This is a genomic window from Bradyrhizobium hereditatis, from assembly GCF_020329435.1.
Classification (GTDB): Bacteria; Pseudomonadota; Alphaproteobacteria; order Rhizobiales; family Xanthobacteraceae; genus Bradyrhizobium; species Bradyrhizobium hereditatis.
The window spans coordinates 150,760-175,971 of the sequence record NZ_JAGKJK010000002.1 but is presented as its reverse complement, the minus strand read 5'-3'; the positions used below and the strand labels follow the sequence as shown (position 1 = coordinate 175,971).

Below are 25,212 nucleotides of genomic sequence, written 5' to 3'. Positions count from 1 at the left end.
CCCGGGCGAACCAACGCGCGCGTCGTAATCGAGAGGCACCCATGGCACTCAATCTGACACCCCCTGACATCAGCGAACTGAAACCGCGGATTACCGTCTTCGGCGTCGGTGGAGCAGGCGGCAATGCCGTCAACAACATGATCACCGCCGGGTTGCAGGGGGTCGATTTCGTCGTCGCCAACACAGACGCGCAGGCGCTGACGATGTCGAAGGCGCAGCGCATCGTGCAGATGGGCACGGCGGTGACTCAGGGCCTCGGCGCGGGGTCCCAGCCTGATGTCGGCGCGGCGGCGGCGCAGGAAGTCATCGACGAGCTTCGCGATCACCTCTCGGGCGCCAACATGGTGTTCGTCACCGCCGGCATGGGCGGCGGCACCGGCACCGGCGCAGCCCCAGTGATTGCCAAGACCGCGCGCGACATGGGCATCCTCACGGTTGGCGTCGTCACCAAGCCGTTCCACTTCGAAGGCGCGCGTCGCATGCGCACCGCGGAAGCCGGCATCGCCGAGCTGCACAAGGTGGTCGACACGCTCTTGATCATCCCGAACCAGAACCTGTTCCGGGTCGCCAACGAAAAGACCACCTTCGCGGACGCCTTCGCGATGGCCGACCAGGTGCTCTATTCGGGCGTCGCCTGCATCACCGATCTCATGGTGAAGGAAGGTCTGATCAATCTCGACTTCGCCGACGTCCGCGCTGTCATGCGCGAGATGGGCAAGGCGATGATGGGCACCGGCGAGGCAACCGGCGAGAAGCGGGCGTTGACCGCGGCCGAAGCTGCGATCGCCAACCCGCTGATCGACGACTCCTCGATGAAGGGCGCCAAGGGCCTCTTGATCTCGATCACCGGCGGCAAGGACCTGACGCTGTTCGAGGTCGACGAAGCCGCCACGCGGATTCGCGAGGAGGTCGACCAGGACGCCAACATCATCGTCGGCGCCACCTTCGACGAATCGCTCGACGGCATCATCCGTGTCTCGGTCGTCGCCACCGGCATCGACCAGTCGCAGATCGCGCGCAACCAGGCTGCGCCGTCCGTTGCCACGCCGACCGCCACTACCGCTGCAGCGCCGTCGGCTTCGCCGGATTCGCGCCTGGCTGAACTGACCGCCCGCTTGCGCGCCGACAATGCGCGCCTGGCCGAACGCGTCCAAAAGCTCGACCCGGCGACTGCGCCGCTGACTATCGCTCCGGCTCCCGCGCCGGCCGCGGCCCCGGCACAACGTTCGTCCCAGAATGTCGAGCGTGCAGCGCTGGCCGCGATCGCCGCGGCCGTCGAGACGCCGCAACAGGCGCCGATCCAGCCGGCGTCCTATGGTGATGTCACGGTACGCCCGATCGCGCAGAAGCCCACATTGTTCCCCGACAAGGAAACCGTCCGCGAGCCCGAGGCGCCGCCCACCCCTGAGAACTTCATCCCACAGGCGGCTGAACGTCCTGCGAGCCGTGCGCCGCGGATGCCGAAGTTCGAGGAACTTCCGATGCCGGCGCAGGCCGAGATCCGGCAAGCCCGCGGCGAACCCGAAGAGGAGCATCCGCAGAAAACCCGGCTGTCCCTCTTGCAGCGGCTGGCCAATGTCGGCCTTGGCCGCCGCGATGAAGAGAACGAGCCGCCGATCGCGGCGCGGGCCTCCGGTCCATCGATGGCGCCGCTTCCGCCGCTGCCGGAGCGCAAGCCGCAGCGCACCGTCGCGCAGCAGATCGCGAATCAAGAGCCGGTGTCGGAGTACGCAAAGCGTCCGGCGCCGCAGGGTTTGGACATCCATGGCCGCCCCGCACCTGTTGCGCCGACGCCACAGGGTGACGACCATCTTGATATCCCGGCCTTCCTCCGGCGGCAGGCGAACTGAGGTTTTGTAACAATCAAGGCAGCCCAAAGGGCCCCGGCTGGATCAGCCGGGGCCCTTCTCTTTGGGCTGGTGTCCCGATTCAGAGTATGGTTCAACCAACTGATTTTAAATGATTAATTATTGATTGCGTGATCAAATGCTGCGGCTGAACCGGCGTCTGGCCATGCCGGAATTTGGTTAACTCTTGTCATGATTGCGGCAGAGATAGGGTAACAATCCGTAAAGAAGCGTGAGTTGTGCGCGTCGGGGCAACGACTATGGTCTGCCGTGACTTGGGGATGCCTAGAACGCGAATCGACGCTTCAAGCGCCGTTCCGCTTTAGGTTAAGTCGGGTAGTGGGCAGTTATCGATGAAATTCAGCCGCCAAACCACGCTTCGGTCGCAAGCCACCGTAACGGGTGTTGGCGTTCATTCCGGTTTACCTGTCAGCCTGACCATCGGACCTGCACCTGTGAATGCGGGCTTTATTTTTGTCCGCACCGGTCTCGACGATACCGACCGCGAAGTTCCGGCTGTCGCCGCATCCGTCACCGCGACTGATTTCCAGACAGTTCTGGGTGATCGCGAAGGCCCGCTCGTTTCCACCTCCGAACACGTCCTCGCTGCTCTGCGCGGCATGGGTATCGACAACGCCTTCATCGAAGTCGACGGTCCCGAAGTTCCGATCATGGACGGCAGCGCTGCGGCCTTCGTTGCTGCAATCGATCAGGCCGGCATCGTCACCCAATCGGCTTCCCGCCGCTTCATTCAGATCCTCAAGCCGGTGCAGGTTGCGATCGGCGACAGCTTTGGCGAGCTCCGTCCGCATGCAGGCGGGTTCCGCGTCGAAGTCGAGATCGACTTCAGCACGCCCGCGATTGGCCGCCAGCATTATTCGCTCGATCTCAGCCCAGAAAGCTTCCGCCGCGAGGTTTCACGCGCGCGCACCTTCGGCTTCATGAGCGATACCGCGCGGCTGTGGAGCGCCGGCTTCGCACTTGGCGCATCGTTCGAGAATTCGGTGGTCTTCGACGAGGACCGTCTGCTCAACCCCGAAGGCCTGCGCTACCGCAATGAATGCGTCCGCCACAAGGTGCTCGATGCCATTGGCGATCTCGCGCTGGCTGGCTTGCCGCTGCTCGGCACCTACCGCTCGATCCGTCCCGGCCACAAGCTGAACCACGCCGTATTGACCGCGTTGCTGGCCGATCGCAGCGCCTGGCGGGTGGTCGAGGCTGAAACGGCACGCCGTCCGCGTGGCCATGTCGAGGCTGGCGTGGGCCTCGTAGGCGGCCTAGTCGCCCCGGCCTATGGCCCGGACGTTTCCTGACCTTGGCAAAATTGTTGAATTTTGAGCCGTTTTGCGCCGCTTCGGCGCGTTTTCCGTAGTAACCATAGAGGTAACGGGGTCGTTCCGCCCGCCTTAATCCGGGCGAATTGGCTGCGTATTCGGTTGGTCGAGGACCATTTTTCGGCTAGAGAAGCCCGCGGGTTGCACGACAAGGCGCCACGGGCCTTGCAGAATTGGGCACCAACGCATTGGGCACGGGGAATATGACGTCCATGACTGCGGTTCAGGGACGGGCGGGCTCAGTCATCAGTCGCATCACAGGGCGTCAGGTCACAGATTCCATGTCGGCACAGCGTATGACGCTTGAACCACGCAATTCACTGAGGGCGTCCAACCTCGCTCGCGCCGGGCGGTCGCTGCGGTTGGTAGGCCTGGTTGCGCTCGCCATTTCCTTGAGCGGCTGCGGCACGGGCGCGCTTTGGGACAAGTTCACGCAAAAGGACGACACCTTCGTCGAGGAACCGGCGGACAAGCTCTACAATGAGGGCTTGTACCTGATGAACCAGCGCAAGGATAACAAGGCGGCGGCGAAGAAATTCGAGGAAGTCGACCGCCAGCATCCTTACTCGGACTGGGCGCGCAAATCGCTGCTGATGTCGGCCTATTCCTTCTACAACCAGGGCGATTATGACAGCTGCATCGGCGCGGCGACCCGTTACGTCACGCTGCATCCCGGCAGCCCCGACGCCGCTTATGCGCAATATCTGATCGCCGCCTCGCATTACGACCAGATTCCGGACATCTCTCGCGACCAGGGCCGCACCGAAAAGGCGATCGCTGCGCTGGAAGAGGTGATTCGCAAATACCCGACGTCGGAATACGCGAACTCCGCCAAGGCCAAGCTCGAAGGCGCGCGCGATCAGCTCGCCGGCAAGGAAATGGATGTCGGCCGCTACTACATGGAGCGGCGCGACTACACCGCCGCTATCAACCGTTTCAAGACCGTGGTCACCCGCTACCAGACCACGCGGCATGTCGAGGAAGCGCTGGCGCGACTCACCGAGGCCTATATGTCGATCGGCATCGTCGGCGAGGCGCAGACCGCGGCGGCCGTCCTTGGGCACAACTTTCCTGATAGCCGCTGGTACAAGGACGCCTATAATCTCGTAAAGTCGGGTGGTCTCGAGCCGAGCGAGAACAAGGGTTCCTATATTTCCAGGGCGTTCAAGAAGCTGGGTCTCGGCTAGAGCATGATCCGGACCGGAACGGCCGCGTAGCGCAAAGTGGACACCGGTTTTCCGAAAAGATCATGCTCAAACAAGAAGATGGCTGCCGAGCATGATTCAACTCGGTTGAAGCATGCTCAGCGGAGCGGATTGTGACATTCGCTCGGGTAGCTGCCGCGAGGCCCGTCAAGCGAATGTCACGTCCGAAAGCTCCACTAACAGCTTGATATTTGCTAGTGGTTCTTTTGATTCTAACATTCGCCAAGTGGCTCCCGGGTGGGGGAGCGGATGTTAGAACCGGACCACTAGGAATTTACGTCGCATGCTGGCGCGTCTGTCGATCCGCGACATCGTCCTGATCGAACGGCTCGATATCGAATTTTCCCGGGGCCTTGCGGTGCTGACCGGCGAAACCGGCGCGGGCAAATCCATCCTGCTCGATGCCTTCGCACTCGCGCTCGGCGGCCGCGGCGACGCGGGCCTGGTCCGCCATGGCGCGGAGCAGGGCCAGGTGACGGCCACCTTCGACGTTCCCAAGGGCCATCCGGCGACAAAGATCCTTTCCGAGAACGGCCTCGACGACCCGAGTGTTCAAGATTCCTGCGAGATGATTCTTCGCCGCGTGCAGCTTGCTGACGGCCGCACCCGCGCCTTCATCAACGACCAATCGATCAGCGTGCAGACGCTGAAAGCCGTCGGCGCGACGCTGGTCGAGATCCACGGCCAGCATGACGAGCGCGCGCTGGTCGACGCCTCGACGCACCGGCAACTGCTCGACGCCTTCGCGGGGCTGGAGAAGGAGGTTGCGGCGCTAGAGACGCTCTGGGAGGCGCGGCGCACCGCCAACACGGCGCTCGATGCGCATCGCGCCAGCATGGAGCGCGCCGCGCGCGAGGCGGACTACCTGCGCCATGCCGCCGATGAACTGAAGACGCTGAAGCCAAAGGAAGGCGAGGAAACGGCGCTCGCCGAACGCCGCACCACCATGATGCAGGGCGAGAAGATCGCCAGCGACCTGCGCGAGGCGCAGGAGGCGGTCGGCGGCAGCAACTCTCCGGTGCCGGCGCTGGCGGCGGCGGTGCGCCGCCTCGAACGCCGCGCCGCCAACTCGCCGGCCCTCGTCGAGCCGGCGGTGAAGGCGATCGACATCGCGATCAATGCACTGGAAGAGGCCGACCAGCATCTCAGCGCCGCGCTGGTTGCGGCCGATTTCGATCCGGCCGAGCTGGAGCGCATCGAGGAGCGGCTGTTTGCGCTTCGCGCCGCCTCGCGCAAATATTCGACGCCGGTCGACGGGCTCGCCGCGCTTGCCACCAAATTTGCATCCGATGTCGCGCTGATCGATGCCGGTGCGGATCAGTTGAAGAAACTGGAGGCGGCGGCGGCCGAGGCCGATCAGCGTTACGGCGCTGCAGCGGCGAAGCTGTCTGCTGCACGTAGCAAGTCTGCCGAGAAGCTCAACAAGGCCGTCAATGCCGAGCTCGCGCCGCTCAAGCTCGAACGCGCGAAGTTCATGACGCAGGTCGAGAGCGATGCTGACACACCGGGGCCGCAGGGCATCGACCGCATCGAATTCTGGGTCCAGACCAATCCCGGCACCAAGCCCGGGCCGCTGATGAAGGTCGCCTCCGGCGGTGAGCTGTCGCGCTTCCTGCTGGCGCTCAAGGTGGTTCTGGCCGATCGCGGCTCGGCGCCGACGCTCGTGTTCGACGAAATCGATACCGGCGTCGGCGGCGCGGTGGCGGACGCGATCGGCTCGCGGCTGGCGCGGCTCGCCGGCAATGTCCAGGTAATGGCTGTGACGCACGCGCCGCAGGTCGCCGCACGCGCCGACCAGCATCTGCTGATTTCCAAGGATGCGCTCGACAAGGGCAAGCGCGTCGCCACCCGCGTCAATGCGCTCGCCGCCGACCACCGCCGCGAGGAAATCGCCCGCATGCTGGCCGGTGCCGAGATCACGGCGGAGGCGAGGGCTGCGGCGGAACGGTTGTTGAAGGCAGCGACGGCGTAATTCTCGCGTCCCGGACGCGGTGCAGCGTTCTTGACGCTGCACCGCAGAGCCGGGACCTACGCCGTGCCCGCCGCGGGCCCGGATCAGCAGCGCACCGATCCGCCGCTGCGCCGCATCCGGGGCACGGCCAGTGTCCGACTTTGCCTCCAGGCCTCTTTTCGTCGTATTCAACTCACATGGCCAAGACAGCAAAAATAAAAACCCCCACCGAGGTCGCAAAGCTCACCAAGGCGCAGGCCAAGGTCGAGCACATGCGGTTGGCGTTGGAGCTCGAAGAGCACGACAAGCGCTACTATCAGGAAGACGCGCCCAGCATCAGCGATGCCGAATATGACGCGCTGCGCCAGCGCTTCAATGCGATCGAACAGCGCTTTCCCGAATTCGTCAGTGCGGAATCGCCGTCGCAAAAGATCGGTGCGGCGCCTTCCGGACGCTTCAAGAAAGTCCGCCATGCCCTGCCGATGCTGTCGCTCGAAAACGCGTTCGCGGAGCAGGACGTGCTCGACTTCGTCGGCCGCATCGAGCGCTTTCTCAAGCTCAGTGACGACAAGATCAATTTTTCCGCCGAGCCGAAGATCGACGGCTTGTCGATGTCACTGCGTTACGAAGGCGGCGAGCTCGTTACGGCGGCGACCCGTGGGGATGGCGCTGTGGGCGAGGACGTCACGGCGAACATCCGCACGCTCGAGGACGTGCCGCAAAAGCTGAAGGGCCGCAACGTGCCTGATATCTGCGAGGTGCGCGGCGAGGTCTACATGACCAAGAAGGCGTTCCTTGCGTTGAACGAGCGGCAGAAGGCCGCGGGCGACACCATTTTTGCAAACCCGCGCAATTCGGCTGCAGGCTCACTGCGTCAGAAGGACCCTTCGATCACCGCTTCGCGACCGCTCGGCTTCTTCGCTTATTCCTGGGGTCAGATGAGCGCGATGCCCGAAAAGACTCAAACCGGCATGATCCACTGGTTCGAGCGCTGCGGCTTCAAGACCAATCCGCTGACAAAGCTTTGCCACTCCGTCGAGCACCTGATTGCGTTCCATCACGAGATCGAGGAGCAGCGCGGCGAGCTTGACTACGACATCGATGGCGTCGTCTACAAGATCGACCGTATTGATTGGCAGGAACGGCTCGGTTTCATCTCGCGCACGCCGCGCTGGGCGATTGCGCACAAATTCCCCGCCGAGCGCGCCATGACGGTGCTGCGCGACATCGATATCCAGGTCGGTCGCACCGGATCGTTCACCCCGGTCGGCAAGCTCGAGCCGGTCGGTGTCGGCGGCGTGATCGTGCAGAACGTCACGCTGCACAATGAGGATTACATCAAGGGCATCGGCAACAAGGGCGAAGTGCTGCGCGAGGGGCGCGACATCAGGATTGGCGACACCGTCGTGATCCAGCGCGCCGGCGACGTGATCCCGCAGGTCGTCGACGTCATGATCGACAAGCGGCCGAAGAACGCAAAGGAGTTTCACTTCCCGAAGAAGTGTCCTTGCCCGCTGCACAGCGATGTCGTGCGCGAGGAGACGGCGACCGGCGAGGAGGGCTCGCGCGCCCGCTGCACCGGCGAGTTCGCCTGTCCGTTCCAGAAGATCGAGCATCTGAAACTGTTCGTATCGCGCCGCGCCTTCGATATCGACGGACTCGGCGAGAAGCAGCTGCAGTATTTCTTCGACCAGGGGTGGGTGAAGGAGCCCGCCGATATCTTCACGCTGCCGAAACGTAACGCCAAGCTAAAGCTCGAACAGATCGATGGCTATGGCGAAACCTCGGTGCGCAACCTCTTCGCCGCGATCGAGAACCGCCGCCGCATTTCGCTGGAACGCTTCATCTACGCGCTTGGCATGCGCCATGTCGGCGAGACCACGGCGCTCGCGTTGGCGCGCGGCTACGGCTCGTGGGACGCCTTCCACGATGCCTGCCTCAGGGTCGCCAAGGGCGATGAGGAAGCGATCGCGGAAATGGATGCGCTGGATCAGATCGGCGATACCGTGATCAAGAGTGTCGCGGCCTATTTCGGCGAAAGCCATAACCGCGGCATCGTCGAGCGGTTGACGACGGAAGTCACGATCATCGATGCAGAAAAGCCCAAGAGCAATTCGGCCGTGGCCGGCAAGACCGTGGTGTTCACGGGATCGCTGGAGAAGATGACGCGCGATGAAGCCAAGGCCACCGCCGAGCGGTTAGGGGCCAAGGCCGCGGGCTCGGTGTCGAAGAAGACGGACTATGTCGTAGCGGGGCCGGGGGCCGGATCAAAGCTGGCGGAAGCCAAGAAGCACGGCGTGCCGGTGCTGACCGAAGACGAGTGGCTGAAGCTGATCGGGGAGTGAGTGGCGCCCGTCGTCGCCCCACACAAAAACGTCATCACCCGCGAAGGCGGGTGATCCAGCATTCCAGAGGCAGCAGTGATTGAACCGAGAAGCCGCGGCGTACTGGATCGCCCGCCCCAGTGCGCAATCGCGCACAAGGCGGGCGATGACAGTTGTGGTACCTACAACATCCCCGATTCTTCCTCCTCCGCCTTCTTCACCAGCTCCTCGCTGACCACGACCTGTCGCCGCGGCACGATGAAGAACATCACCGAGGCACATGCGATCGACAATGCGAAGATTGCCGCCGTCAGCGGCAGCGTGGTCGTGGAGTGGCCGCCGAGATAGGCGCCGAATTGCGAGACCAGCGCGCCGAGGCCCTGTTGCAGAAAACCCATCGCGCCCGAGGCGGTGCCGGCGGCCTCGGGCCGGGCGCTGATGGCGCCGGCCGCGGCATTGTTCATCACGAAGGCATTTGCGACCATCACGATCATCTGGGTGCCGAACAGCCAGAGCGGCGCCTGGTTGGTGCCGGTGATGCTGAAGATGAGATTGAGCAGGGCGCCGGCGAATTGCAGCGCCAGCCCGAACCAGATCAGCCGTTCCAGCGATTGGCGCGGCGCAAAGCGGACGCAGAACACGTTTCCGATCAGATAGGCAAATCCAGTTGTCGCGAACCATGCACCATATTCGGCCGTGGTTCGGCCCATCTGCGTCACCACGATGTAGGGTCCGCCGCCGGCGAATAGGAAGATGATCTGCGACGCCAGCACCTGGCACAGCACAAAGCCGATGAAGGCGCGGTTGCGGATCAGGATGCCGACGTCGCTGCGGAAGCTGCTGCTCGCGCTGCGTTCGCGGCGCGTCTCGGGCAACGCAAGTGCGATCAGCACGGCGACACCGAGCGAACCCGCCGTGATGAAAAAGAAGATCGCGCGCCAGCCGAATGCGGTCTCGAGCAGACCGCCGACCAGTGCGCTCAGCATCTGCGCCACCATCATCACCGCGATGACGAGGCTGATCATCGAGCTGATGCGGTCGCGGCTGTAGAGATCGCGGATAATGGCCCGGCTCACCACCATGCCCGTGGCCCCGCCGAGCGCCTGCAGAAAGCGGGCGGCGATCAGCTGCGGCAGGGTCTGCGCCAGCGAGCAGCCGACGCTGGCGGCGACCATCAGGGCGAGGCCGGCGAGCAGCACCGGGCGGCGTCCGAACTTGTCCGACAACGGTCCCATGATGAGCTGCGAACAGGCGATGCCGACCATGTAGAGCGACACCGTCATCTGCGCGACTGAGATATCGCCGTCGAACGTCGTCGCCAGCACGGGCAGCGCCGGCACCAGCATGTAAAGCGAGATCGGCGCGACGCCGGTCATCGCGACCAGCATCAGCAGCATGATTTTCGATGTCGCGACGGCATTATTGTCCGTCGCGCCGGGCGGCTTGCCCACGACGCCGTGCATTCCGTTCCGACCCTGTTTTGCTTGGACCGGACTTTTAACCAGATGGCTCAGCGCGAATAGGGACGTTTTGGCATGCGGCCATGCCGATTTGGGGAGGCGGGTACGAAGCTGGGCCGCTGGATTCTACTTTGCATGGGGTTGTTTTCGCGATTTTGTGTCCGGCGCCTGCGCCGTATCGCTGCAGAGGGCGGGCCGGGGCGACTGGTGGAAAGTAGGATGGGTGGAGCGCAGCGATACCCATCATCCCACCACGCGCACTGGCATTGATGGGTATCGCTGCGCTCCACCCATCCTACGGCTCCGTGAGGTGATTAAAGCGGCAGCAGCGCTGCCGTCGCTTCGTCCAGCCACAGTTTGGTGGCGTTGTCGTCGAGGTGGGGGCGCACCGCGCGATTGACCCGCTCGTGGTAATCGTTGAGCCACTTCAGTTCAGTTGCGCTCAACATGTTCACGTCGATCAGTGGAAAGTAGGATGGGTGGAGCGCAGCGATACCCATCATCCCACCACGCGCACTGGCATTGATGGGTATCGCTGCGCTCCACCCATCCTACGGCTCCGTGAGGTGATTAAAGCGGCAGCAGCGCTGCCGTCGCTTCGTCCAGCCACAGTTTGGTGGCGTTGTCGTCGAGGTGGGGGCGCACCGCGCGATTGACCCGCTCGTGGTAGTCGTTGAGCCACTTCAGCTCGGTTGCGCTCAACATATTCACGTCGATCAGGCGGCGATCGATCGGCGCCAGCGTCAGCGTCTCGAACGCATTCACCGGCTTCTCGGCGCCCGGCACATCGGTGCCGACGACCAGTTCGAGATTCTCGATCCGGATGCCGTAGGCATCGGTCTTGTAGTAGCCGGGCTCGTTGGAGAGGATCATGCCGCGTTTCAGCGGCGTGGTGCCGAGTTTCGAGATCCGCGCCGGGCCTTCATGCACCGAGAGATAACTGCCGACGCCGTGGCCGGTGCCGTGCTCGAAATCGAGGCCGGCCTGCCACAAAAATTGTCGCGCAAAGCTATCGAGCTGCGCGCCGGTGGTGCCGTCGGGAAACAGCGCGCGCGCGATCGCGATGTGCCCGCGCAGGACGCGGGTGAAGCGGTCGCGCATTTCGTCGGTGGGATTGCCGATCGCAATCGTGCGGGTGACGTCGGTGGTGCCGTCTTCATATTGCGCGCCGGAATCGATCAGCAGGAGATCACCGGGCACGATGCGCCGGTTGCTCTTGCGGGTGACGCGGTAATGCACGATGGCGCCGTTCGGCCCGGTGCCGGCGATGGTTGGAAACGAGACATCCTTCAGCGCGCAGGTCTGGCGGCGAAAGGTTTCCAGCGCCTCGACGGTGTCGATCTCGGTCAGCGCGCCGGAGGGCGCCTCGCGGTCGACCCAGGCGAGAAAGCGCGTCAGCGCCACGGCGTCGCGCTGGTGCGCGGTCCGCGTGCCCTCGATCTCGGTGATGTTTTTCACCGCCTTGAGCAGGCTCACCGGATCGTTTCCGCTTACCGGCTTTCCGCCGGCGCCCGCGATCAGGCGGCTCAGCGCGTCGGCAGCGGTCGCGCTGTCGAGCGCAATCGCGGCGCCGCTGCGCGCGAGTTCGGTGAGTGCGGGCACCAGCGTGGCGGGCTCGCGGACATCGGCGGATTGTTCGAGATGGTCGCGCGTCAGATTCGATAGCTTGCGGTGGTCGATGAAAATGGTCGGGCGGCCGTCCTTCGGCACCAGCGCGTAGGACAGCGGCAGCGGCGTGTGCGAGACGTCGGCGCCGCGAATGTTGAAGGTCCAGGCCACCGCGTGGCTGTCCGACAGCACCAGCGCCTCGACGCCGAGCTTGTTGATCTCAAGCCGGATGCGCTTGAGCTTTTCGGCTTCGATCTCGCCGGAAAACTGCACGCCGTGAATCGAGACGTGACCGAGCGGCGGGGACGGTCGCTCGGTCCACACCGAATCCAGCGGGTTGCTGTCGACTGCGATCAGCTCCGCGCCGGCCTTGGTGCAGGCGGCCGCCAGACGCTCGGCTGCCGCAGAAGTGTGCAGCCACGGGTCAAAACCGAAGCGGTCACCGGCGACAAGATGCTTGGCAAGCCACTGCTCGGGCGGCGGATCAGCCAGCGGCTCGATATGCCAGGCCTTGCGGTCGACCTGCTTGGCGGCCTGCAGCGTGTAACGGCCGTCGACGAAGACTGCGGCTTCGCGCGTCAGGACGATCGCCATGCCGGCCGAGCCGGTAAAGCCGGTAAGCCAGGCCAGCCGCTCTTCGGAAGCCGGGACATATTCGTTCTGCTGCTGATCGGCGCGGGGAATCACAAATCCGGTCAGCTTCCGCCGTGCCAGCTCCTCGCGGAATGTCGCCAGCCGTGCGGCGAGTGCCACACCGCTTTCGGGTTCTTCGAATGTCTGGAAATGGGCTTCGAACATCGCCTGGTTACTCTAAAGTTCAGTGAAGCGATCCGCAATGCGGGCCGAGTTGGCCACAATTTGGCATAATCCGTGCTTAAATATTATCAGCTGGACGAACGGTTTTGCGGCAGCGTCCGTTCGGCTCAAGAAATTTCGGGAGGCCCGGGAGTGTTTCAACTCAACGAAGAGGGGATACACCATGCCTGCTTTCACGTTTGAGAAGATTTCCCCGCCAGCCGAGCGCGGCCCGGTCCCGCCGGTTGCCAACAAGAAGCAGCGCGGCGCTATTATCCAGATCCTCGACCGCCTCGCAGAGGCGCGCGTCAAACGATCGTTGAAGAAAGAGAAGGACGCGGCGGCCCGGAATTCGCACGCCGACTAGCCAGGCCTTCAGTTCACCTTGCGCAGCAGGAGACTGCTCCAGCCTTCGACGCGAAGGTGGCGGAGCGGCACCAGCCCGCGGGCGCGGTAGGCGGCAATGACGGCAGGCGCCTGATGGGTCAGCAGGCCGGAAAGGATGACCATCGCCGACGGCGCCAGCTGCCGCGCCATTGGCCCCGCCAATTGGCGCAGCGGATTGGCGAGGATATTCGCCAGCACCAGATCGAATGGCGCACGGCTGGCGAAATGGGGCGCCGCAAACCCGGTGGCGCGGATCGCCTGCACTAGATGCCCCGACACGTTCAGCCGGGCATTGTCGCGAGCGACCTGCACCGAGGGCGGATCGATGTCGCTGGCCAGCACTTTTTCGTGCAGCGCCCGGGCGGCGGCAATCGCCAACACGCCGGTTCCGGTACCGAGATCGAGCACGCGGCGTGGCCGCCAGGCCTTCAGAACATGATCGAGCAGCAGCAGGCAGCCGCGCGTGGTGCCGTGGTGGCCGGTGCCGAAGGCCAGCGCCGCCTCGATCTCGATGCCGAGCTTGTTGGGCGGGACTCGCGCGCGGTCGTGCTGCCCGTGGACGATGAAGCGCCCGGCCGACACCGGAACTAGGTCTTCGAGGCTGGCCTTGACCCAGTCCTTGGCCTCGACGGTGTCAAAGGTGATGCTCGCCGCGATCTCGGTGCCGGCGGCATTGCCGACGAGTTCGCGGACCAGCGGCTGATCGGGTGGTTCGGCAAAATGCACCGTGACGTCCCAGCGCCCGTCCGGCCGCTCGAACGCCGCGACCGCGGCCTGGCCCTCAAAAAAAATCTCGGTCAGGGCATCGACGATACCCTTGGCTGTGTGCTCGTCGCCGACAGCAACGTTGACGCGATGTGTGGAGGCGAGGGAAATCATTGAAGAACCTGGAGAAAAGCAGGAGGGGGCGGCGATTGGGGAAAGAGCATTCGTTCAAATTTGAGCAAATTTCATGTCGCGTTACTCGGAAAAGTTGCAGTTCCCCCGTTAAAGCAGCCTTAGATTCCTCTCCATAGGTTCCCGGATAGGAACTGCAGGGGGAACCTCGGTTCTGAGTGCACACCAACCAAGGTCGGAACCAGCCATGTCGATCATTAAGTCATTCCTTAAGGACGAATCGGGCGCCACGGCCATCGAATATGGCCTGATCGCCGCGGGCATCGCGATTGCGATCATCGCCGCGGTCAACGGTCTCGGCGGCAAGCTCAGCTCGAACTTCGTCGACATCAGCAACTCGCTGAAATAATCCGACACTCTATAGGCATGCGGGACCGGGCGCGTGGAGTACCCGGTCCCGTTCTTTTTTGGATGATGTTCCACCGCCTGTCCACAGCCCCGCAGGTTCTATTTCATCCGTTATCCGCCTGATCATACCGACCTTCTCCACGGCCGCTGCCACGGGTTTTCGACAGTAAATCCACAGGCTTTTGGGGCGTTATCCACCGGCTTTACACATGTTTTCCGCACCCCATCCACAGGCCACCGGCTGGGCGCAGATACACCAGTTCCGCCTGGTGCGTTTGCCGCCCTATCCGAACAGTGCGCGGTGATCACTGAGGATCGTCCGCGCTGCGTTGTGGCCGGGGGCGCCGGTGACGCCGCCGCCGGGGTGGGCGCCGGAACCGCAATGGTAGAGGCCCTTCAGTGGGCCGCGATAATCGGCATGGCCCAGCATCGGCCGCGCCGAGAACAATTGGTTGAGCGTCAGCGCCCCATGGAAGATGTCGCCGCCGAGGAGGCCGAACTCCCGTTCGAGATCGAGCGGCGACAGCACTTGGCGGCCGATGATGCTGGCGGCAAAGCCCGGCGCGAATTTGTCGACGGTGGCGATCATGAGGTCGGCGACCTCCTCGCGATGATCGTCCCATGATTTTCCGTCGGGCAATTCCGGCGCGACGTGCTGGCAGAACAGGCTCGCGACATGTCGGCCGTTCGGCGCGAGGGAATCGTCGAGCGTGGAGGGGATCAGCACTTCCACGACCGGTTCGCGGCTCCAGCCATGGCTGCGCGCATCCTGCCAGGCACGGTCCATGTAGGTGAGGCTCGGCGCAAGGATGATGCCGGCGGTGAGATGATCACCGGCGCCGGGCAATGCGGTGAAGGAGGGCAGGGCGTCGAGCGCGACGTTCATCCGGAAGGTGCCGGAGCCGTTGCGCCAGCGCGCGATGCGCGCGAGGAATTCTCCCGTCAGCGCGCCCGATGGCACGAGCCGCGTATACAGCAATTTCGGATTGACGCCGGAGACGACGTATTTCGCGCGTATGGTCTCGCCATTGTCGAGAATAACGCCGGTGGCGCGCTCGCCCTCGACGATCACTTCGCGCACGCCGGCTTCGGTTTCGATCTCGGCGCCATGGGCGCGTGCGGCGCGCGCCATTGCTTGTGTGATCGCGCCCATGCCGCCGATCGCGTGGCCCCACACGCCCTTCTTGCCGTTCATCTCGCCGAAGGCATGGTGCAGCATCACGTAGGCGGAGCCGGCGGCGTAAGGGCTGGCGTAATTACCGACGATGGCATCGAAGCCGAACAGCGCCTTCACCAGATCGTTCTCGAAACGCTCATCCAGCATCTCGCCGGCCGAGCGCGTGAAGAGGTCAAGCAGGCTGCGCTGTTGTTCCAGCGAAAGCTTGCGCAGGATGCTCGCACTGCCCAGCGCATTGAAGGCTTCGCGGATCGCACTGATGCCGAATCCTTCGACGATGTTTGGCGGCGCGCGCAGCACGAACTGCCGCAACACGTCGGCAATGGCCTCCAGCTCGCGCGAGAAGCCGTCGATGGCGGCGGCATCGTGCCGGCTGAGCTTCTCGACCGACTGCCGGGTGCGGCCCTCGCCGGTCAGAAGATAGCTGCTGCCGTCCGGCGCGGGCAGAAAGTTCTGTGCGCGGCGCTCGACGATCCGCAGGCCGTGTTCAGCGAGCCTCAGGTCGGCCATGATCTGCGGGTTGAGCAGGCTGACAGTGTAGGCGGCCACCGAATTGCGAAAGCCGGGATGGAATTCTTCTGTCACTGCGGCGCCGCCGACCGCCTTGCGGCGCTCGACCACCTTTACGCGCAGGCCGGCCATCGCGAGATAGGCCGCGCAGGTGAGGCCGTTATGCCCCGCACCGATAATGACGACGTCGGTTTCGTTCATGTCCGCTTCAAGAAGGTTTAACTATCGGTCATTCCGGGATGGTGCTTAGCACAGATCCGGAACCTCCTGATTTCGGGCTCGATGCTGCGCATCGCCCCGTGCTGTCGCGCTCAATCATCATTTCGTCAAGTCTGCGGTTTCTTGCTAGCCGTACCCTATGTTCCAATCCGCCTCTCTGGCATAAACCTGCCGGAATTCCCGCCGGCTCCTGCCGGGTCCAAGCCGGAGCTTTCATGATTTCTGAGCCATCTGCCTCGCGAAACCGGCTGGTGCTGGTCGTCTACACCGCCGCGATCTTCGTCAGCGCACTGCTGCTATTCTCGGTGCAGCCGTTGTTCACCAAGATGGTGCTGCCGCGGCTCGGCGGCTCGCCGGCAGTCTGGTCGGTGGCGATGGTATTCTTCCAGTCGCTGCTGCTCGGCGGCTATGCCTATGCGCATTTTCTGATGCAAGCGCGCAACCGCACACTTCCCGTGGCGATCCATCTGGTGCTGTTGGCCGCTGCGATGCTGACGCTGCCGCTCTCGATCGCGAGCGCGTGGGGCGACCCGCCGACGTCAGGCTATGCGCTCTGGCTGCTTGGCCTGTTCGCGGTGTCGATCGGGCTGCCGTTCTTTGCGCTCGCCGCCAACAATCCGTTGCTGCAGGCCTGGTTCGTTCGCACCGGACACCCCAACGGCCCGGACCCGTACTTCCTCTACGCCTCCTCGAACATCGGCAGTTTCCTGGCGCTGCTGTCCTATCCGGTGCTGCTGGAACCGGTGTTCACGTTGCGCATGCAGAATCTGATCTGGACCGGCGGCTATGGTCTCCTGATCGTGCTGATCGCGACCTGCGGCGTCTTGCTGCTGCGCTCGCCGGCGCGGGCGGCGGAATTGAACATGCCTGCCGATGACGCCGGCGTGATGGCGCCGTCATGGCTTCTGATTGCCCGCTGGATCTTCCTCGCCGCCGTGCCTTCGGGCCTATTGATCGCGGTCACCGCGCATATTTCCACCGACGTCGCTGCCGCGCCCTTGCTTTGGGTGCTGCCGCTGTCGCTCTATCTTCTGACCTGGGTGCTCGTGTTCCAGTCGCGACCGTTGCTTCCTCATAAGTGGATGCTGCTAGCGCAGCCGCTGGCGATCGCCGGCACCGTGGCGCTTCTTGCCTTCGGCGGCGAACAGAATCTGCTGCTGACGCTCGGCGGTCATCAGCTCTGCTTCTTCGTCATCGCGATGGCCTGTCACGGCGAATTGGCGCGGACGCGCCCGGCGGCAAGATATCTCACCGGCTTCTATGTCGCGCTGTCCTTAGGCGGCATGGTCGGCGGTCTCTTCGCTGGCCTGATCGCGCCGTTCACCTTCTCATGGGTCGCTGAATATCCGATCCTGCTGGCGCTTGCGGCACTATGCCGTCCCGCCGGCAATGAGCGGCTGCCACGCTGGAGCAGGTGGTATTGGCCGTTCCTCGCCGCGCTGGCGGTGGCGCTGATCCTGCCGACATGGTCGACCGGCAAGGTGTTCAACTGGTTGGAAGATCATCGCGTCTGGATGATCGGCGCGGTCGGCGTGCTCGCGGCATTGCTGGCTCTGGCCCTCAACGCCAGCCGCTGGAAGATCTTTGCAACGGTCGTGGTCGCGCTGGTGCTGCTGCGTGCCTACCCCTCCGATGAGGGGCGGGTGGAGACGGTGCGCAGCTTCTTCGGCGTCCACAAGATCGTGGTGACGCCGAACGGCCAGTATCACGTGCTGATGCACGGCACCACGATCCACGGCGCCGAGAAATTCAAGAACGACGACGGCACGCCGGTCACCGGCCAGCCCGAACCGATCACCTACTACCACAAGGACGGCGGCATCGGTCAGGCGATCACGGCGATCCGCGAGCGCAAGGGCGCGCCGCTGCGGGTAGCCGTGATCGGCCTCGGCGCCGGAACGCTGACCTGCGCCGCGGAGCCCGGCGAGGAGTGGAAGTTTTTCGAAATCGACCAGACGATGGTCGATACCGCGCGCGACCCGAAATACTTCACCTATGTCCAAGCCTGCGAGCCGAACCTGGAGCCGGTGATCGGCGATGCACGGCTGACCTTCGCGCGCGAGCCTGATGGCGTCTACGATCTGATCATTGTGGATGCCTATTCGTCGGACGCGATCCCGGTTCATCTCGCGACCGAAGAGGCGATGGAGATCTACAAGTCCAAGCTGGCGCCGCAGGGCGCGGTGGTGATGCACGTCTCCAACCGGCATCTGGAATTGTCGAGCGTCGTCGTTGGTATCGCCGACGCCAACGATCTGACTAGCTGGGTCTACAGCGAGGATTCCGGCCGCGACGCTGAATACATCTTTTCGACTTCGGTCGTGGTCTCGGCGCGGGAAGAGGCCGATGTCGGCAAGCTAGCGTCATCGGACCAGTGGGCGCTCACCGAAGCCAAGGACGACCAGCGGGTCTGGACCGACGATTATTCCAACGTGCTGGGCGCGGTGTGGCGGCGGCTCAGGAAAGGCGAAGAATAGCCGCGTTGCGGCCGGGCAGCGCGCGGCTATGATCAACCGCGTCCAACGACGACTGGAGATCGCTCATGGCCGATTTCACTCCCGTATCCGCCGCGATCGGCGGCGCCCTCATCGGGTTTTCCGCCGTTCTCCTGCTGTTGTCGACCGGCCGGATCGCCGGCGTCAGCGGCATCTTCAGCGGCCTTTTGAATTTGCGCAGCGAGGACAAGGGCTGGCGCATCGCTTTTATCGCCGGGCTTATCCTGGCGCCAGTCATCGCCGACCTCATTGGGTATGGCATGTCGCCGCCGAAGCTGCCATCGAGCTGGGCCGTCATCGTCGTCGCAGGCCTCCTGGTCGGCTTCGGCTCGCGGCTCGGCGGGGGCTGTACCTCCGGCCATGGCATTTGCGGAATAGGGCGGCTGTCGCCGCGCTCGGTCGCTGCCACCGTAATCTTCATGGTGACGGCGATCATCACCGTCGCGATCACGCGCCACGTGCTCGGAGGCTAGCCATGTGGATCATTGCTCCCTTGTTGTGCGGCCTGATCTTCGGTGCGGGCCTCCTGATTTCAGGCATGGTACAGCCCACCAAGGTTTTGGCGTTTCTGGATATCTTCGGCGCGTGGGATCCGAGCCTTGCCGTGGTGATGGTGGCGGCGCTTGCGGTGTCGGTGCCCGGCTTCATGCTGGCGGGTCGCCGCGAACGGCCTTGGCTGGCCGGCCAGTATTTCCTGCCGGGCAAGTCGGAGATCGACCTGCCGCTGATTACGGGCGCCGGGTTGTTCGGGATCGGTTGGGGCCTTGTCGGACTATGCCCGGGGCCGGCATTGGAGAGTCTGGCGACGCTGTCGCTTGGCGTCGTTGTCTTCGTCGTTGCGATGGCGGCCGGCATGATCACGCACGATGCCTGGCAACAAGCGCGATTGACCGCGCAGCGCGAGCGCCTGCTCGTGAGTGCGACGGACGGTTAATGAACCGGCCCGCTAGTCCTGATAGGTGAACAGCCCGCGCTGCTGATAATATTGCTGCCGCGGCTGGTAGTAGTAGCCCTGCGGCGCCGGCACGTAGCCGCGGTTGTCATAATATTGCGGCTGCTGCTGATAGGCTTGGGTGTCATAGACGCGGCGGCTCGGCGGCGCGGGATAGCGCGCTTCGGTGGACGAACCATCGGCCGGATAGATGTAACCATCGTCGGCCCGCGCCTGCGGCGCCACGCGCTGCGCTTGTGGCGTGATAACGACGGGATCACCGGCCGCGGAGTCGTATTGCTGTTCATATTGCGGCAGCGGTGCACGGCGGGCGACGGCGGTGTTGCCGCGCGGTCGCGGATTGCGCGCCAGCGCCACCTGCGACGAGCCGGTCAGCGTCACCGTGGTGTTGAGCACGCCTTGCTCCTTGACCAGCGCGAACAGTTTTGCGGCGTTCTCGCGCGACAGTCGCACGCAGCCATGCGAAGCCGGCGAGCCGAGACGGTTGACGGAATCCGTGCCGTGGATGGCGTGGCCGATCTTCGTGAAGAAGATCGAGTGCGGCATCGGCGCCTCGTCGAATTCCTTGGAGTAGTGATCCTCTTCCATGCGGAAGGCGCGGAAGCTGCCGTTCGGCGTCTCATAGGAGGGAATACCCGACGACACCGGCCAGCGGTAACGCTCGACGCCGTCGACGGTGACGGTCATCTGCTGGTTATCCTTATCGACGGTGATGGCGACTTTGGCTTGAACTGCCCCCGAAGCAAACAGCGTCAGCGCGGTGACGGCAATGAGGAACGAACGCATCTTACCTTTGGCCTCCCAGGCCCCTGTACTGCATGTCGGCTCTCCGTCCCCGGGCATTAATATGCCGGAAATCGGCACCGGTTCCAGTGGCCTGCATCTGCATCGTTAACGCGTCCCGCGGCGCAAACAAGGCGTCAGGACGGCGCAACTGGCGGCAAAGTGCTGACATTTTCGCGAGCGGTGAGTGCTCTGGCGTCGTAGCCCGGATGAGCGAAGCGATATCCGGGGACCGGTGACTGCGTCGCCCCGGATGTCGCTGGCGCTCATCCGGGCTACGAATCCAGCACACGCATCCCGCGTTAGTTCTTCAGGCGATACCCGGTCCGGAAGATCCACCACACCAGCACCATGCAGATCGCGAGGAAGCCGATCGTCATGCCGAGACTCAAGCCCACGCTGACGTCGGCGATCTCATAAAAGCTCCAGCGGAAGCCCGAGATCAGATAAACCACCGGATTGAGCAGCGTGATGGTGCGCCAGGCCGGGGGCAGCATGTCCACCGAGTAGAAGCTGCCGCCGAGAAAGGTCAGCGGCGTCACCACCAGCATCGGGATCATCTGCAGCTTCTCAAAACCGTCGGCCCAGATGCCGATGATGAAGCCGAACAGGCTGAAGGTGACCGCCGTCAGCACCAGGAAGGTCAGCATCCACACGGGATGAAGGATGTGCAGCGGTACGAATAGCGCTGCGGTCGCCATGATGATCACGCCGAGAATGATGGATTTGGTCGCCGCCGCGCCGACATAGCCGATCACGATCTCGATGTAAGAAACCGGCGCCGACAATATTTCGTAGATGGTGCCGACGAATTTCGGGAAATAGATGCCGAACGAAGCGTTGGCAATGCTCTGCGTCAGCACCGACAGCATGACGAGACCCGGCACGATGAAGGTGCCGTAGCTGACGCCCTCGACTTCGGTGATGCGCGAGCCGATCGCAGCACCGAACACCACGAAATAGAGCGAGGTGGAAACTACCGGCGAGACGATGCTCTGCAGCAGCGTGCGCCAGGTGCGGGCCATTTCGAACAGATAGATGGCGCGGATGGCACGGTAATTCATGGCGCTTTCACCAGGCTGACGAAGATGTCTTCGAGGGAAGACTGGGTGGTGTCGAGATCCGAGATGTGGATGCCGGCGTTGCGGAGATCGCTGAGCAGGCTGGTGATCCCGGTGCGCTCGCCCTTGGTGTCGTAGTCATAAATCACCGCGCGGCCGTCATCGGATAGTTCGAGGTTGTAGGCGGCAAGCGAGGCGGGGAGCGCGTCGACCTTGCCCTGCAGATAGAGCTTCAAGTGCTTCTTGCCGAGCTTCTGCATCAGCCCGGCCTTGTCCTCGACCAGGATGATCTCGCCCTTGTTGATGACGCCGATGCGGTCGGCCATCTCCTCGGCTTCCTGGATGTAGTGCGTGGTCAGGATGATGGTGACGCCGGAGGCCTGCAGCGTGCGCACCACGTCCCACATGCCCTTGCGCAGTTCGACGTCGACGCCCGCGGTCGGCTCGTCCAGGAACAGAATCTGCGGCTCGTGCGACAGCGCTTTTGCGATCATCACACGACGCTTCATGCCGCCGGAGAGCGTGATGATCTTGGAATCCTTCTTGTCCCACAGCGAGAGGTCCTTCAGCACTTTTTCGATGTGAGCCGGGTTCTTCGGCTTGCCGAACAGGCCGCGGCTGAAGCTGACGGTCGCCCAGACGGTCTCGAAGGAATCGGTGTGGAGTTCTTGCGGCACGAGGCCAATCAGCGAGCGCGCAGCGCGGTAGTCTCTGACGATGTCATGCCCGCCCACCGTCACGCTGCCTTCGCTCAAATTGGCGATGCCGCAGATGATGCTGATCAGCGTGGTCTTGCCCGCGCCGTTCGGCCCGAGCAGGGCGAAAATCTCGCCGCGCCGGATGTCCAGATTGATGTTGTTCAGCGCCTTGAAGCCGGAGCCATAGATTTTTGACAGATGCGAGACGGATATGATGGGAGGTGGCGCGAGCATGGCAGTGTTAAACGGAATTTGCCCACGTCGAAGCGGCGCATCGGCCGGGTCGAGGCGGGGGAGGGTGGGAACCGAGAGATAGGAACGGATTACCTGTTCCGCAATAGGAATAGCGAATCTATTGCGTGCGAACGAAGCCTTCGCAGCGCATTTGTTCTCGCCCGCTCTCGAAACGTCGACGATCTCCGAACCGCATGTTCTTATGACGCGGACAACAGCCATTTGCCTTGTGCGGCTTGCATAACAGGCAGCCGGCACGGGCAGATTTCGGACGTCTGCGCTTGTGGTTCATGGGGCAATCCTACGCCCGCTCCACAAAACTATCGACCACCTTCTTCTCGCCGGCCTTTTCGAACGCGATCGTCAGCTTGTTGCCGTCGATCTTCACCACATGGCCGTAGCCGAATTTCTGGTGGAATACGCGGTCGTCGAGCGAGAATTCCGAAACGGTGCCGGTGGATTTGGCGACCAGTTCGCCTTCGATCACCAGCGGACCGCGCTTGTTGCGCGAGAAGCCGCCTGAAAATGACGATTGGCTTTCCTCAAAACCGCCACGCGCCTGGCCGCGGTTGCGGTTGGCCTGCGCGCGCTGCCAGCCCGGTGTGCTGTAACTCGAGCCGAAGGAATCGATGTTATCGAAGCGCGACGGGCCGTAGCCGCCGGCGCCGCCCCAGCCGGAGCCGCCTTTCGATTCGGTGATCTCGACATTGGCCGACGGCAATTCGTCGAGGAAGCGCGAGGGGATCGTCGTCGACCAGGTGCCGTGAATGCGCCGGTTGGTGGCGAAATAGAGTTTGGCGCGGCGGCGGGCGCGCGTGAGACCGACATGGGCGAGGCGCCGCTCCTCTTCGAGACCGGCGCGGCCCTGTTCGTCGAGCGTGCGCTGGCTCGGAAACAGGCCTTCCTCCCAGCCGGGCAGGAAGACATTGTCGAATTCGAGGCCCTTGGCCGAATGCAGCGTCATCAGCGACACCGCCTCGTCGCTGGCATCGCCGTCGCGGTCCATCACCAGCGAGATGTGTTCGAGGAAGCCTTGCAGGTTCTCGAACTCTTCCATCGAGCGCACGAGTTCTTTCAGGTTGTCCAGCCGGCCCGCGGCGTCGGCCGAACGGTCCTTCTGCCACATCTCCGTATAGCCGCTCTCGTCGAGCACGATTTCGGCCAATTCGGTATGCGCCGTCACCTCGCGCTGGGCGCGCCAGCGGTCGAATTGCAGGATGAGGTCGCGCAAGGCGCCGCGCGCCTTCGGCTTCAATTCATCGGTCTCCACCACGGCGCGCGCGGCCTCGAACAGCGGCATGCGCCGCTTGCGGGCATGGTCGTGCAGGAGTTGCACGGTGGCATCGCCAAGCCCGCGCTTGGGCACGTTGACAATCCGCTCGAAGGCGAGGTCGTCGGCGGGCGAATTGATCACGCGCAAATAGGCCAGCGCGTCACGGATTTCGGCGCGCTCGTAGAACCTGGGGCCGCCGATCACGCGATAGGGCAGGCCGAGGGTGACGAAGCGGTCTTCGAACTCGCGCATCTGGAACGAGGCGCGCACCAGGATCGCGACCTCGTTGAGGTTCTCGCCGGCGCGCTGCAGCTCCTCGATCTCCTCGCCGATGGCGCGGGCTTCCTCTTCCGAATCCCACGCGCCGGTGACGGTGACCTTCTCGCCGTCGACATCCTCGGTGCGCAGCGTCTTGCCGAGCCGGCCCTCATTGTGCGCGATCAGATGTGAGGCGGCAGCGAGGATATGGCCGGTCGAGCGGTAATTGCGCTCGAGGCGAATGACCTTGGCGCCGGGGAAATCGTGCTCGAAGCGCAGAATGTTGTCGACCTCCGCGCCGCGCCAGCCGTAGATCGACTGGTCGTCGTCGCCGACGCAGCAGATGTTTTTGGGAGGGGCGGGGCTGGCAGCCGCTGTCATTCCGGGATGCGCTGAAAGCGCAGACCCGGAATCTCGAGGTCCATTATCTTCATCTCTAGATTCTTTGATGTGCGATCGCACATCGGAGTTCGCATCTTCGATGCGCCCCGGAATGACGGAAGACTCTGTCGCACCCGGGATGATCGCCGACAGCGGCGCGCCCGGCCGCGACGGCGCCTGCGACAACAGCCGCAGCCACAGATATTGCGCGACGTTGGTGTCCTGATATTCGTCGACCAGAATGAACTTGAAGCGGTTCTGGTATTGCCTGAGCACATCAGGGTTTTCGCGGAACAGGCGGATGTTCTCCAGCAGCAGATCGCCGAAATCGGCGGCGTTGAGGATCTTCAGCCGCTCCTGATAGCTGGCATAGAGCTTGCCGCCCTTGCCATTGCCGAACATCGCGGCTTCGCCTGCCGGCACCTGCCCGGGCGCGAGCCCGCGGTTCTTCCAGCTATCAATCAGCCCGGCCAGCATGCGCGCCGGCCAGCGCTTATCGTCGATATTCTCGGCCTGCAGCAACTGCTTGAGCAGGCGAACCTGATCATCAACATCAAGCACGGTGAAGTTGGACTTGAGCTGCACCAGCTCGGCGTGAATGCGCAGGATGCGGCCGCCGATCGAGTGGAAGGTTCCGAGCCACGGCATGCCCTCGACGGCCTGTCCCAGCATCTGGCCAAGCCGCAGCTTCATCTCGCGCGCCGCCTTGTTGGTGAAGGTCACCGAGAGGATTTCATGTGGGCGCGCGCGGCCCTGGCTCAGAATGTGGGCGATCCGCGTGGTCAGAACGCGCGTCTTGCCGGTGCCGGCGCCGGCCAGCACCAGAACCGGCCCATCCAGCGTCTCGACCGCCTCGCGCTGTTCCGGATTGAGCCCGCTCAGATATTGCGGACCGGCCGCCGCGCGCGCCCGCGCGGCGATGCCGCCAGCTGCGGGCTGGTGCTCGGGAACGCTGTGATGGGACAGTTTGCTCGGCTCGGTCATCGTCGAATCGTCTTGTCCCCACGATGGCACC

Annotated in this window: 19 protein-coding genes; 10 read left to right on the top strand and 9 right to left on the bottom strand. The window is 63.7% G+C overall.

Annotated elements, in window-relative coordinates; translation table 11 throughout:
* Positions 1–41: 41 nt before the first annotated feature.
* From ftsZ to ligA, 5 genes are all read left to right on the top strand, one after another.
* Complete coding sequence (gene ftsZ / locus J6524_RS06100; RefSeq protein ID WP_225669478.1) at positions 42–1,850, top strand: cell division protein FtsZ; 1,809 nt, start codon at positions 42–44, stop codon at positions 1,848–1,850.
* Between the two features lie 350 nt (positions 1,851–2,200).
* Positions 2,201–3,160 carry a UDP-3-O-acyl-N-acetylglucosamine deacetylase gene (gene lpxC / locus J6524_RS06095; protein ID WP_225669477.1) on the top strand — a complete coding sequence of 320 codons (960 nt, stop codon included), beginning with the start codon at positions 2,201–2,203 and terminating at the stop codon, positions 3,158–3,160.
* Positions 3,161–3,462: 302 nt separating this feature from the next.
* The gene (locus J6524_RS06090) at positions 3,463–4,368 is read left to right on the top strand and encodes an outer membrane protein assembly factor BamD (protein ID WP_225669476.1); all 906 of its coding nucleotides are present in this window, start codon (positions 3,463–3,465) and stop codon (positions 4,366–4,368) included.
* A gap of 301 nt (positions 4,369–4,669) precedes the next feature.
* A complete protein-coding gene (gene recN, locus J6524_RS06085; protein WP_225669475.1) occupies positions 4,670–6,358 on the top strand; it encodes a DNA repair protein RecN in 1,689 nt (562 codons plus the stop codon).
* Positions 6,359–6,534: 176 nt separating this feature from the next.
* The gene (gene ligA / locus J6524_RS06080; protein ID WP_225669474.1) at positions 6,535–8,682 is read left to right on the top strand and encodes an NAD-dependent DNA ligase LigA; all 2,148 of its coding nucleotides are present in this window, start codon (positions 6,535–6,537) and stop codon (positions 8,680–8,682) included.
* Between the two features lie 161 nt (positions 8,683–8,843).
* Here ligA and J6524_RS06075 read toward each other — a convergent pair whose 3' ends face one another.
* The 3 genes from J6524_RS06075 to J6524_RS06065 form a co-directional block, all read right to left on the bottom strand.
* Positions 8,844–10,124 carry a multidrug effflux MFS transporter gene (locus J6524_RS06075; protein ID WP_225669473.1) on the bottom strand — a complete coding sequence of 427 codons (1,281 nt, stop codon included), beginning with the start codon at positions 10,122–10,124 and terminating at the stop codon, positions 8,844–8,846.
* Between the two features lie 311 nt (positions 10,125–10,435).
* On the bottom strand, positions 10,436–10,621 hold the full coding sequence (locus J6524_RS06070) for a M24 family metallopeptidase C-terminal domain-containing protein (protein ID WP_225669472.1): 186 nt from the start codon (positions 10,619–10,621) through the stop codon (positions 10,436–10,438).
* 70 nt (positions 10,622–10,691) lie between these two features.
* A complete protein-coding gene (locus J6524_RS06065) occupies positions 10,692–12,527 on the bottom strand; it encodes an aminopeptidase P family protein (protein WP_225669471.1) in 1,836 nt (611 codons plus the stop codon).
* A 181-nt stretch (positions 12,528–12,708) separates the two neighbouring features.
* On the opposite strand from J6524_RS06065, the gene J6524_RS06060 reads away from it, so the two are divergent.
* Entirely contained in the window at positions 12,709–12,891 is a 183-nt protein-coding gene (locus J6524_RS06060; protein ID WP_225669470.1) for a hypothetical protein, read from the top strand.
* Positions 12,892–12,899: 8 nt separating this feature from the next.
* On the opposite strand, the gene J6524_RS06055 is transcribed toward J6524_RS06060, so the two are convergent.
* Positions 12,900–13,790, bottom strand: coding sequence for a 50S ribosomal protein L11 methyltransferase (locus J6524_RS06055; RefSeq protein ID WP_225669469.1), 891 nt, complete (start codon positions 13,788–13,790; stop codon positions 12,900–12,902).
* 205 nt (positions 13,791–13,995) lie between these two features.
* Here J6524_RS06055 and J6524_RS06050 point away from each other — a divergent pair, with 205 nt between their 5' ends.
* Positions 13,996–14,157, top strand: coding sequence for a Flp family type IVb pilin (locus J6524_RS06050; protein ID WP_225669468.1), 162 nt, complete (start codon positions 13,996–13,998; stop codon positions 14,155–14,157).
* Positions 14,158–14,439: 282 nt separating this feature from the next.
* Here J6524_RS06050 and J6524_RS06045 read toward each other — a convergent pair whose 3' ends face one another.
* Positions 14,440–16,044 carry a phytoene desaturase family protein gene (locus tag J6524_RS06045; RefSeq protein ID WP_225669467.1) on the bottom strand — a complete coding sequence of 535 codons (1,605 nt, stop codon included), beginning with the start codon at positions 16,042–16,044 and terminating at the stop codon, positions 14,440–14,442.
* A gap of 233 nt (positions 16,045–16,277) precedes the next feature.
* Here J6524_RS06045 and J6524_RS06040 point away from each other — a divergent pair, with 233 nt between their 5' ends.
* The 3 genes from J6524_RS06040 (at position 16,278) to J6524_RS06030 (ending at position 19,491) form a co-directional block, all read left to right on the top strand.
* Positions 16,278–18,539 carry a fused MFS/spermidine synthase gene (locus tag J6524_RS06040; protein WP_225669466.1) on the top strand — a complete coding sequence of 754 codons (2,262 nt, stop codon included), beginning with the start codon at positions 16,278–16,280 and terminating at the stop codon, positions 18,537–18,539.
* Positions 18,540–18,604: 65 nt separating this feature from the next.
* Positions 18,605–19,030: a YeeE/YedE family protein gene (locus J6524_RS06035; protein ID WP_225669465.1), complete on the top strand. Its 426-nt coding sequence runs from the start codon at positions 18,605–18,607 to the stop codon at positions 19,028–19,030.
* 2 nt (positions 19,031–19,032) lie between these two features.
* The gene (locus J6524_RS06030; RefSeq protein WP_225669464.1) at positions 19,033–19,491 is read left to right on the top strand and encodes a DUF6691 family protein; all 459 of its coding nucleotides are present in this window, start codon (positions 19,033–19,035) and stop codon (positions 19,489–19,491) included.
* 12 nt (positions 19,492–19,503) lie between these two features.
* On the opposite strand, the gene J6524_RS06025 is transcribed toward J6524_RS06030, so the two are convergent.
* The 4 genes from J6524_RS06025 to J6524_RS06010 all read right to left on the bottom strand — a co-directional run bounded on the left by J6524_RS06025 (position 19,504) and on the right by J6524_RS06010 (position 25,181).
* Complete coding sequence (locus J6524_RS06025) at positions 19,504–20,295, bottom strand: L,D-transpeptidase family protein (protein WP_225669463.1); 792 nt, start codon at positions 20,293–20,295, stop codon at positions 19,504–19,506.
* Positions 20,296–20,594: 299 nt separating this feature from the next.
* Entirely contained in the window at positions 20,595–21,356 is a 762-nt protein-coding gene (locus J6524_RS06020) for an ABC transporter permease (RefSeq protein WP_225669462.1), read from the bottom strand.
* Positions 21,353–22,285 (bottom strand): ABC transporter ATP-binding protein, encoded by a 933-nt coding sequence (locus J6524_RS06015; RefSeq protein ID WP_225669461.1) that lies wholly within the window; start codon positions 22,283–22,285, stop codon positions 21,353–21,355. Before J6524_RS06015 ends, J6524_RS06020 begins: the two co-directional genes overlap by 4 nt.
* 301 nt (positions 22,286–22,586) lie before the next feature.
* Complete coding sequence (locus J6524_RS06010) at positions 22,587–25,181, bottom strand: ATP-dependent helicase (RefSeq protein WP_225669460.1); 2,595 nt, start codon at positions 25,179–25,181, stop codon at positions 22,587–22,589.
* Positions 25,182–25,212: the final 31 nt, after the last annotated feature.

Coding starts and splice junctions, on each gene's coding strand:
- ftsZ (WP_225669478.1), top strand. CDS start 42: ATGGCACTCAATCTGACACCCCCTGACATCAGCGAACTGAAACCGCGG.
- lpxC (WP_225669477.1), top strand. CDS start 2,201: ATGAAATTCAGCCGCCAAACCACGCTTCGGTCGCAAGCCACCGTAACG.
- J6524_RS06090 (WP_225669476.1), top strand. CDS start 3,463: ATGTCGGCACAGCGTATGACGCTTGAACCACGCAATTCACTGAGGGCG.
- recN (WP_225669475.1), top strand. CDS start 4,670: ATGCTGGCGCGTCTGTCGATCCGCGACATCGTCCTGATCGAACGGCTC.
- ligA (WP_225669474.1), top strand. CDS start 6,535: ATGGCCAAGACAGCAAAAATAAAAACCCCCACCGAGGTCGCAAAGCTC.
- J6524_RS06075 (WP_225669473.1), bottom strand. CDS start 10,124: ATGCACGGCGTCGTGGGCAAGCCGCCCGGCGCGACGGACAATAATGCC.
- J6524_RS06070 (WP_225669472.1), bottom strand. CDS start 10,621: ATGGGTATCGCTGCGCTCCACCCATCCTACTTTCCACTGATCGACGTG.
- J6524_RS06065 (WP_225669471.1), bottom strand. CDS start 12,527: ATGTTCGAAGCCCATTTCCAGACATTCGAAGAACCCGAAAGCGGTGTG.
- J6524_RS06060 (WP_225669470.1), top strand. CDS start 12,709: ATGCCTGCTTTCACGTTTGAGAAGATTTCCCCGCCAGCCGAGCGCGGC.
- J6524_RS06055 (WP_225669469.1), bottom strand. CDS start 13,790: ATGATTTCCCTCGCCTCCACACATCGCGTCAACGTTGCTGTCGGCGAC.
- J6524_RS06050 (WP_225669468.1), top strand. CDS start 13,996: ATGTCGATCATTAAGTCATTCCTTAAGGACGAATCGGGCGCCACGGCC.
- J6524_RS06045 (WP_225669467.1), bottom strand. CDS start 16,044: ATGAACGAAACCGACGTCGTCATTATCGGTGCGGGGCATAACGGCCTC.
- J6524_RS06040 (WP_225669466.1), top strand. CDS start 16,278: ATGATTTCTGAGCCATCTGCCTCGCGAAACCGGCTGGTGCTGGTCGTC.
- J6524_RS06035 (WP_225669465.1), top strand. CDS start 18,605: ATGGCCGATTTCACTCCCGTATCCGCCGCGATCGGCGGCGCCCTCATC.
- J6524_RS06030 (WP_225669464.1), top strand. CDS start 19,033: ATGTGGATCATTGCTCCCTTGTTGTGCGGCCTGATCTTCGGTGCGGGC.
- J6524_RS06025 (WP_225669463.1), bottom strand. CDS start 20,295: ATGCGTTCGTTCCTCATTGCCGTCACCGCGCTGACGCTGTTTGCTTCG.
- J6524_RS06020 (WP_225669462.1), bottom strand. CDS start 21,356: ATGAATTACCGTGCCATCCGCGCCATCTATCTGTTCGAAATGGCCCGC.
- J6524_RS06015 (WP_225669461.1), bottom strand. CDS start 22,285: ATGCTCGCGCCACCTCCCATCATATCCGTCTCGCATCTGTCAAAAATC.
- J6524_RS06010 (WP_225669460.1), bottom strand. CDS start 25,181: ATGACCGAGCCGAGCAAACTGTCCCATCACAGCGTTCCCGAGCACCAG.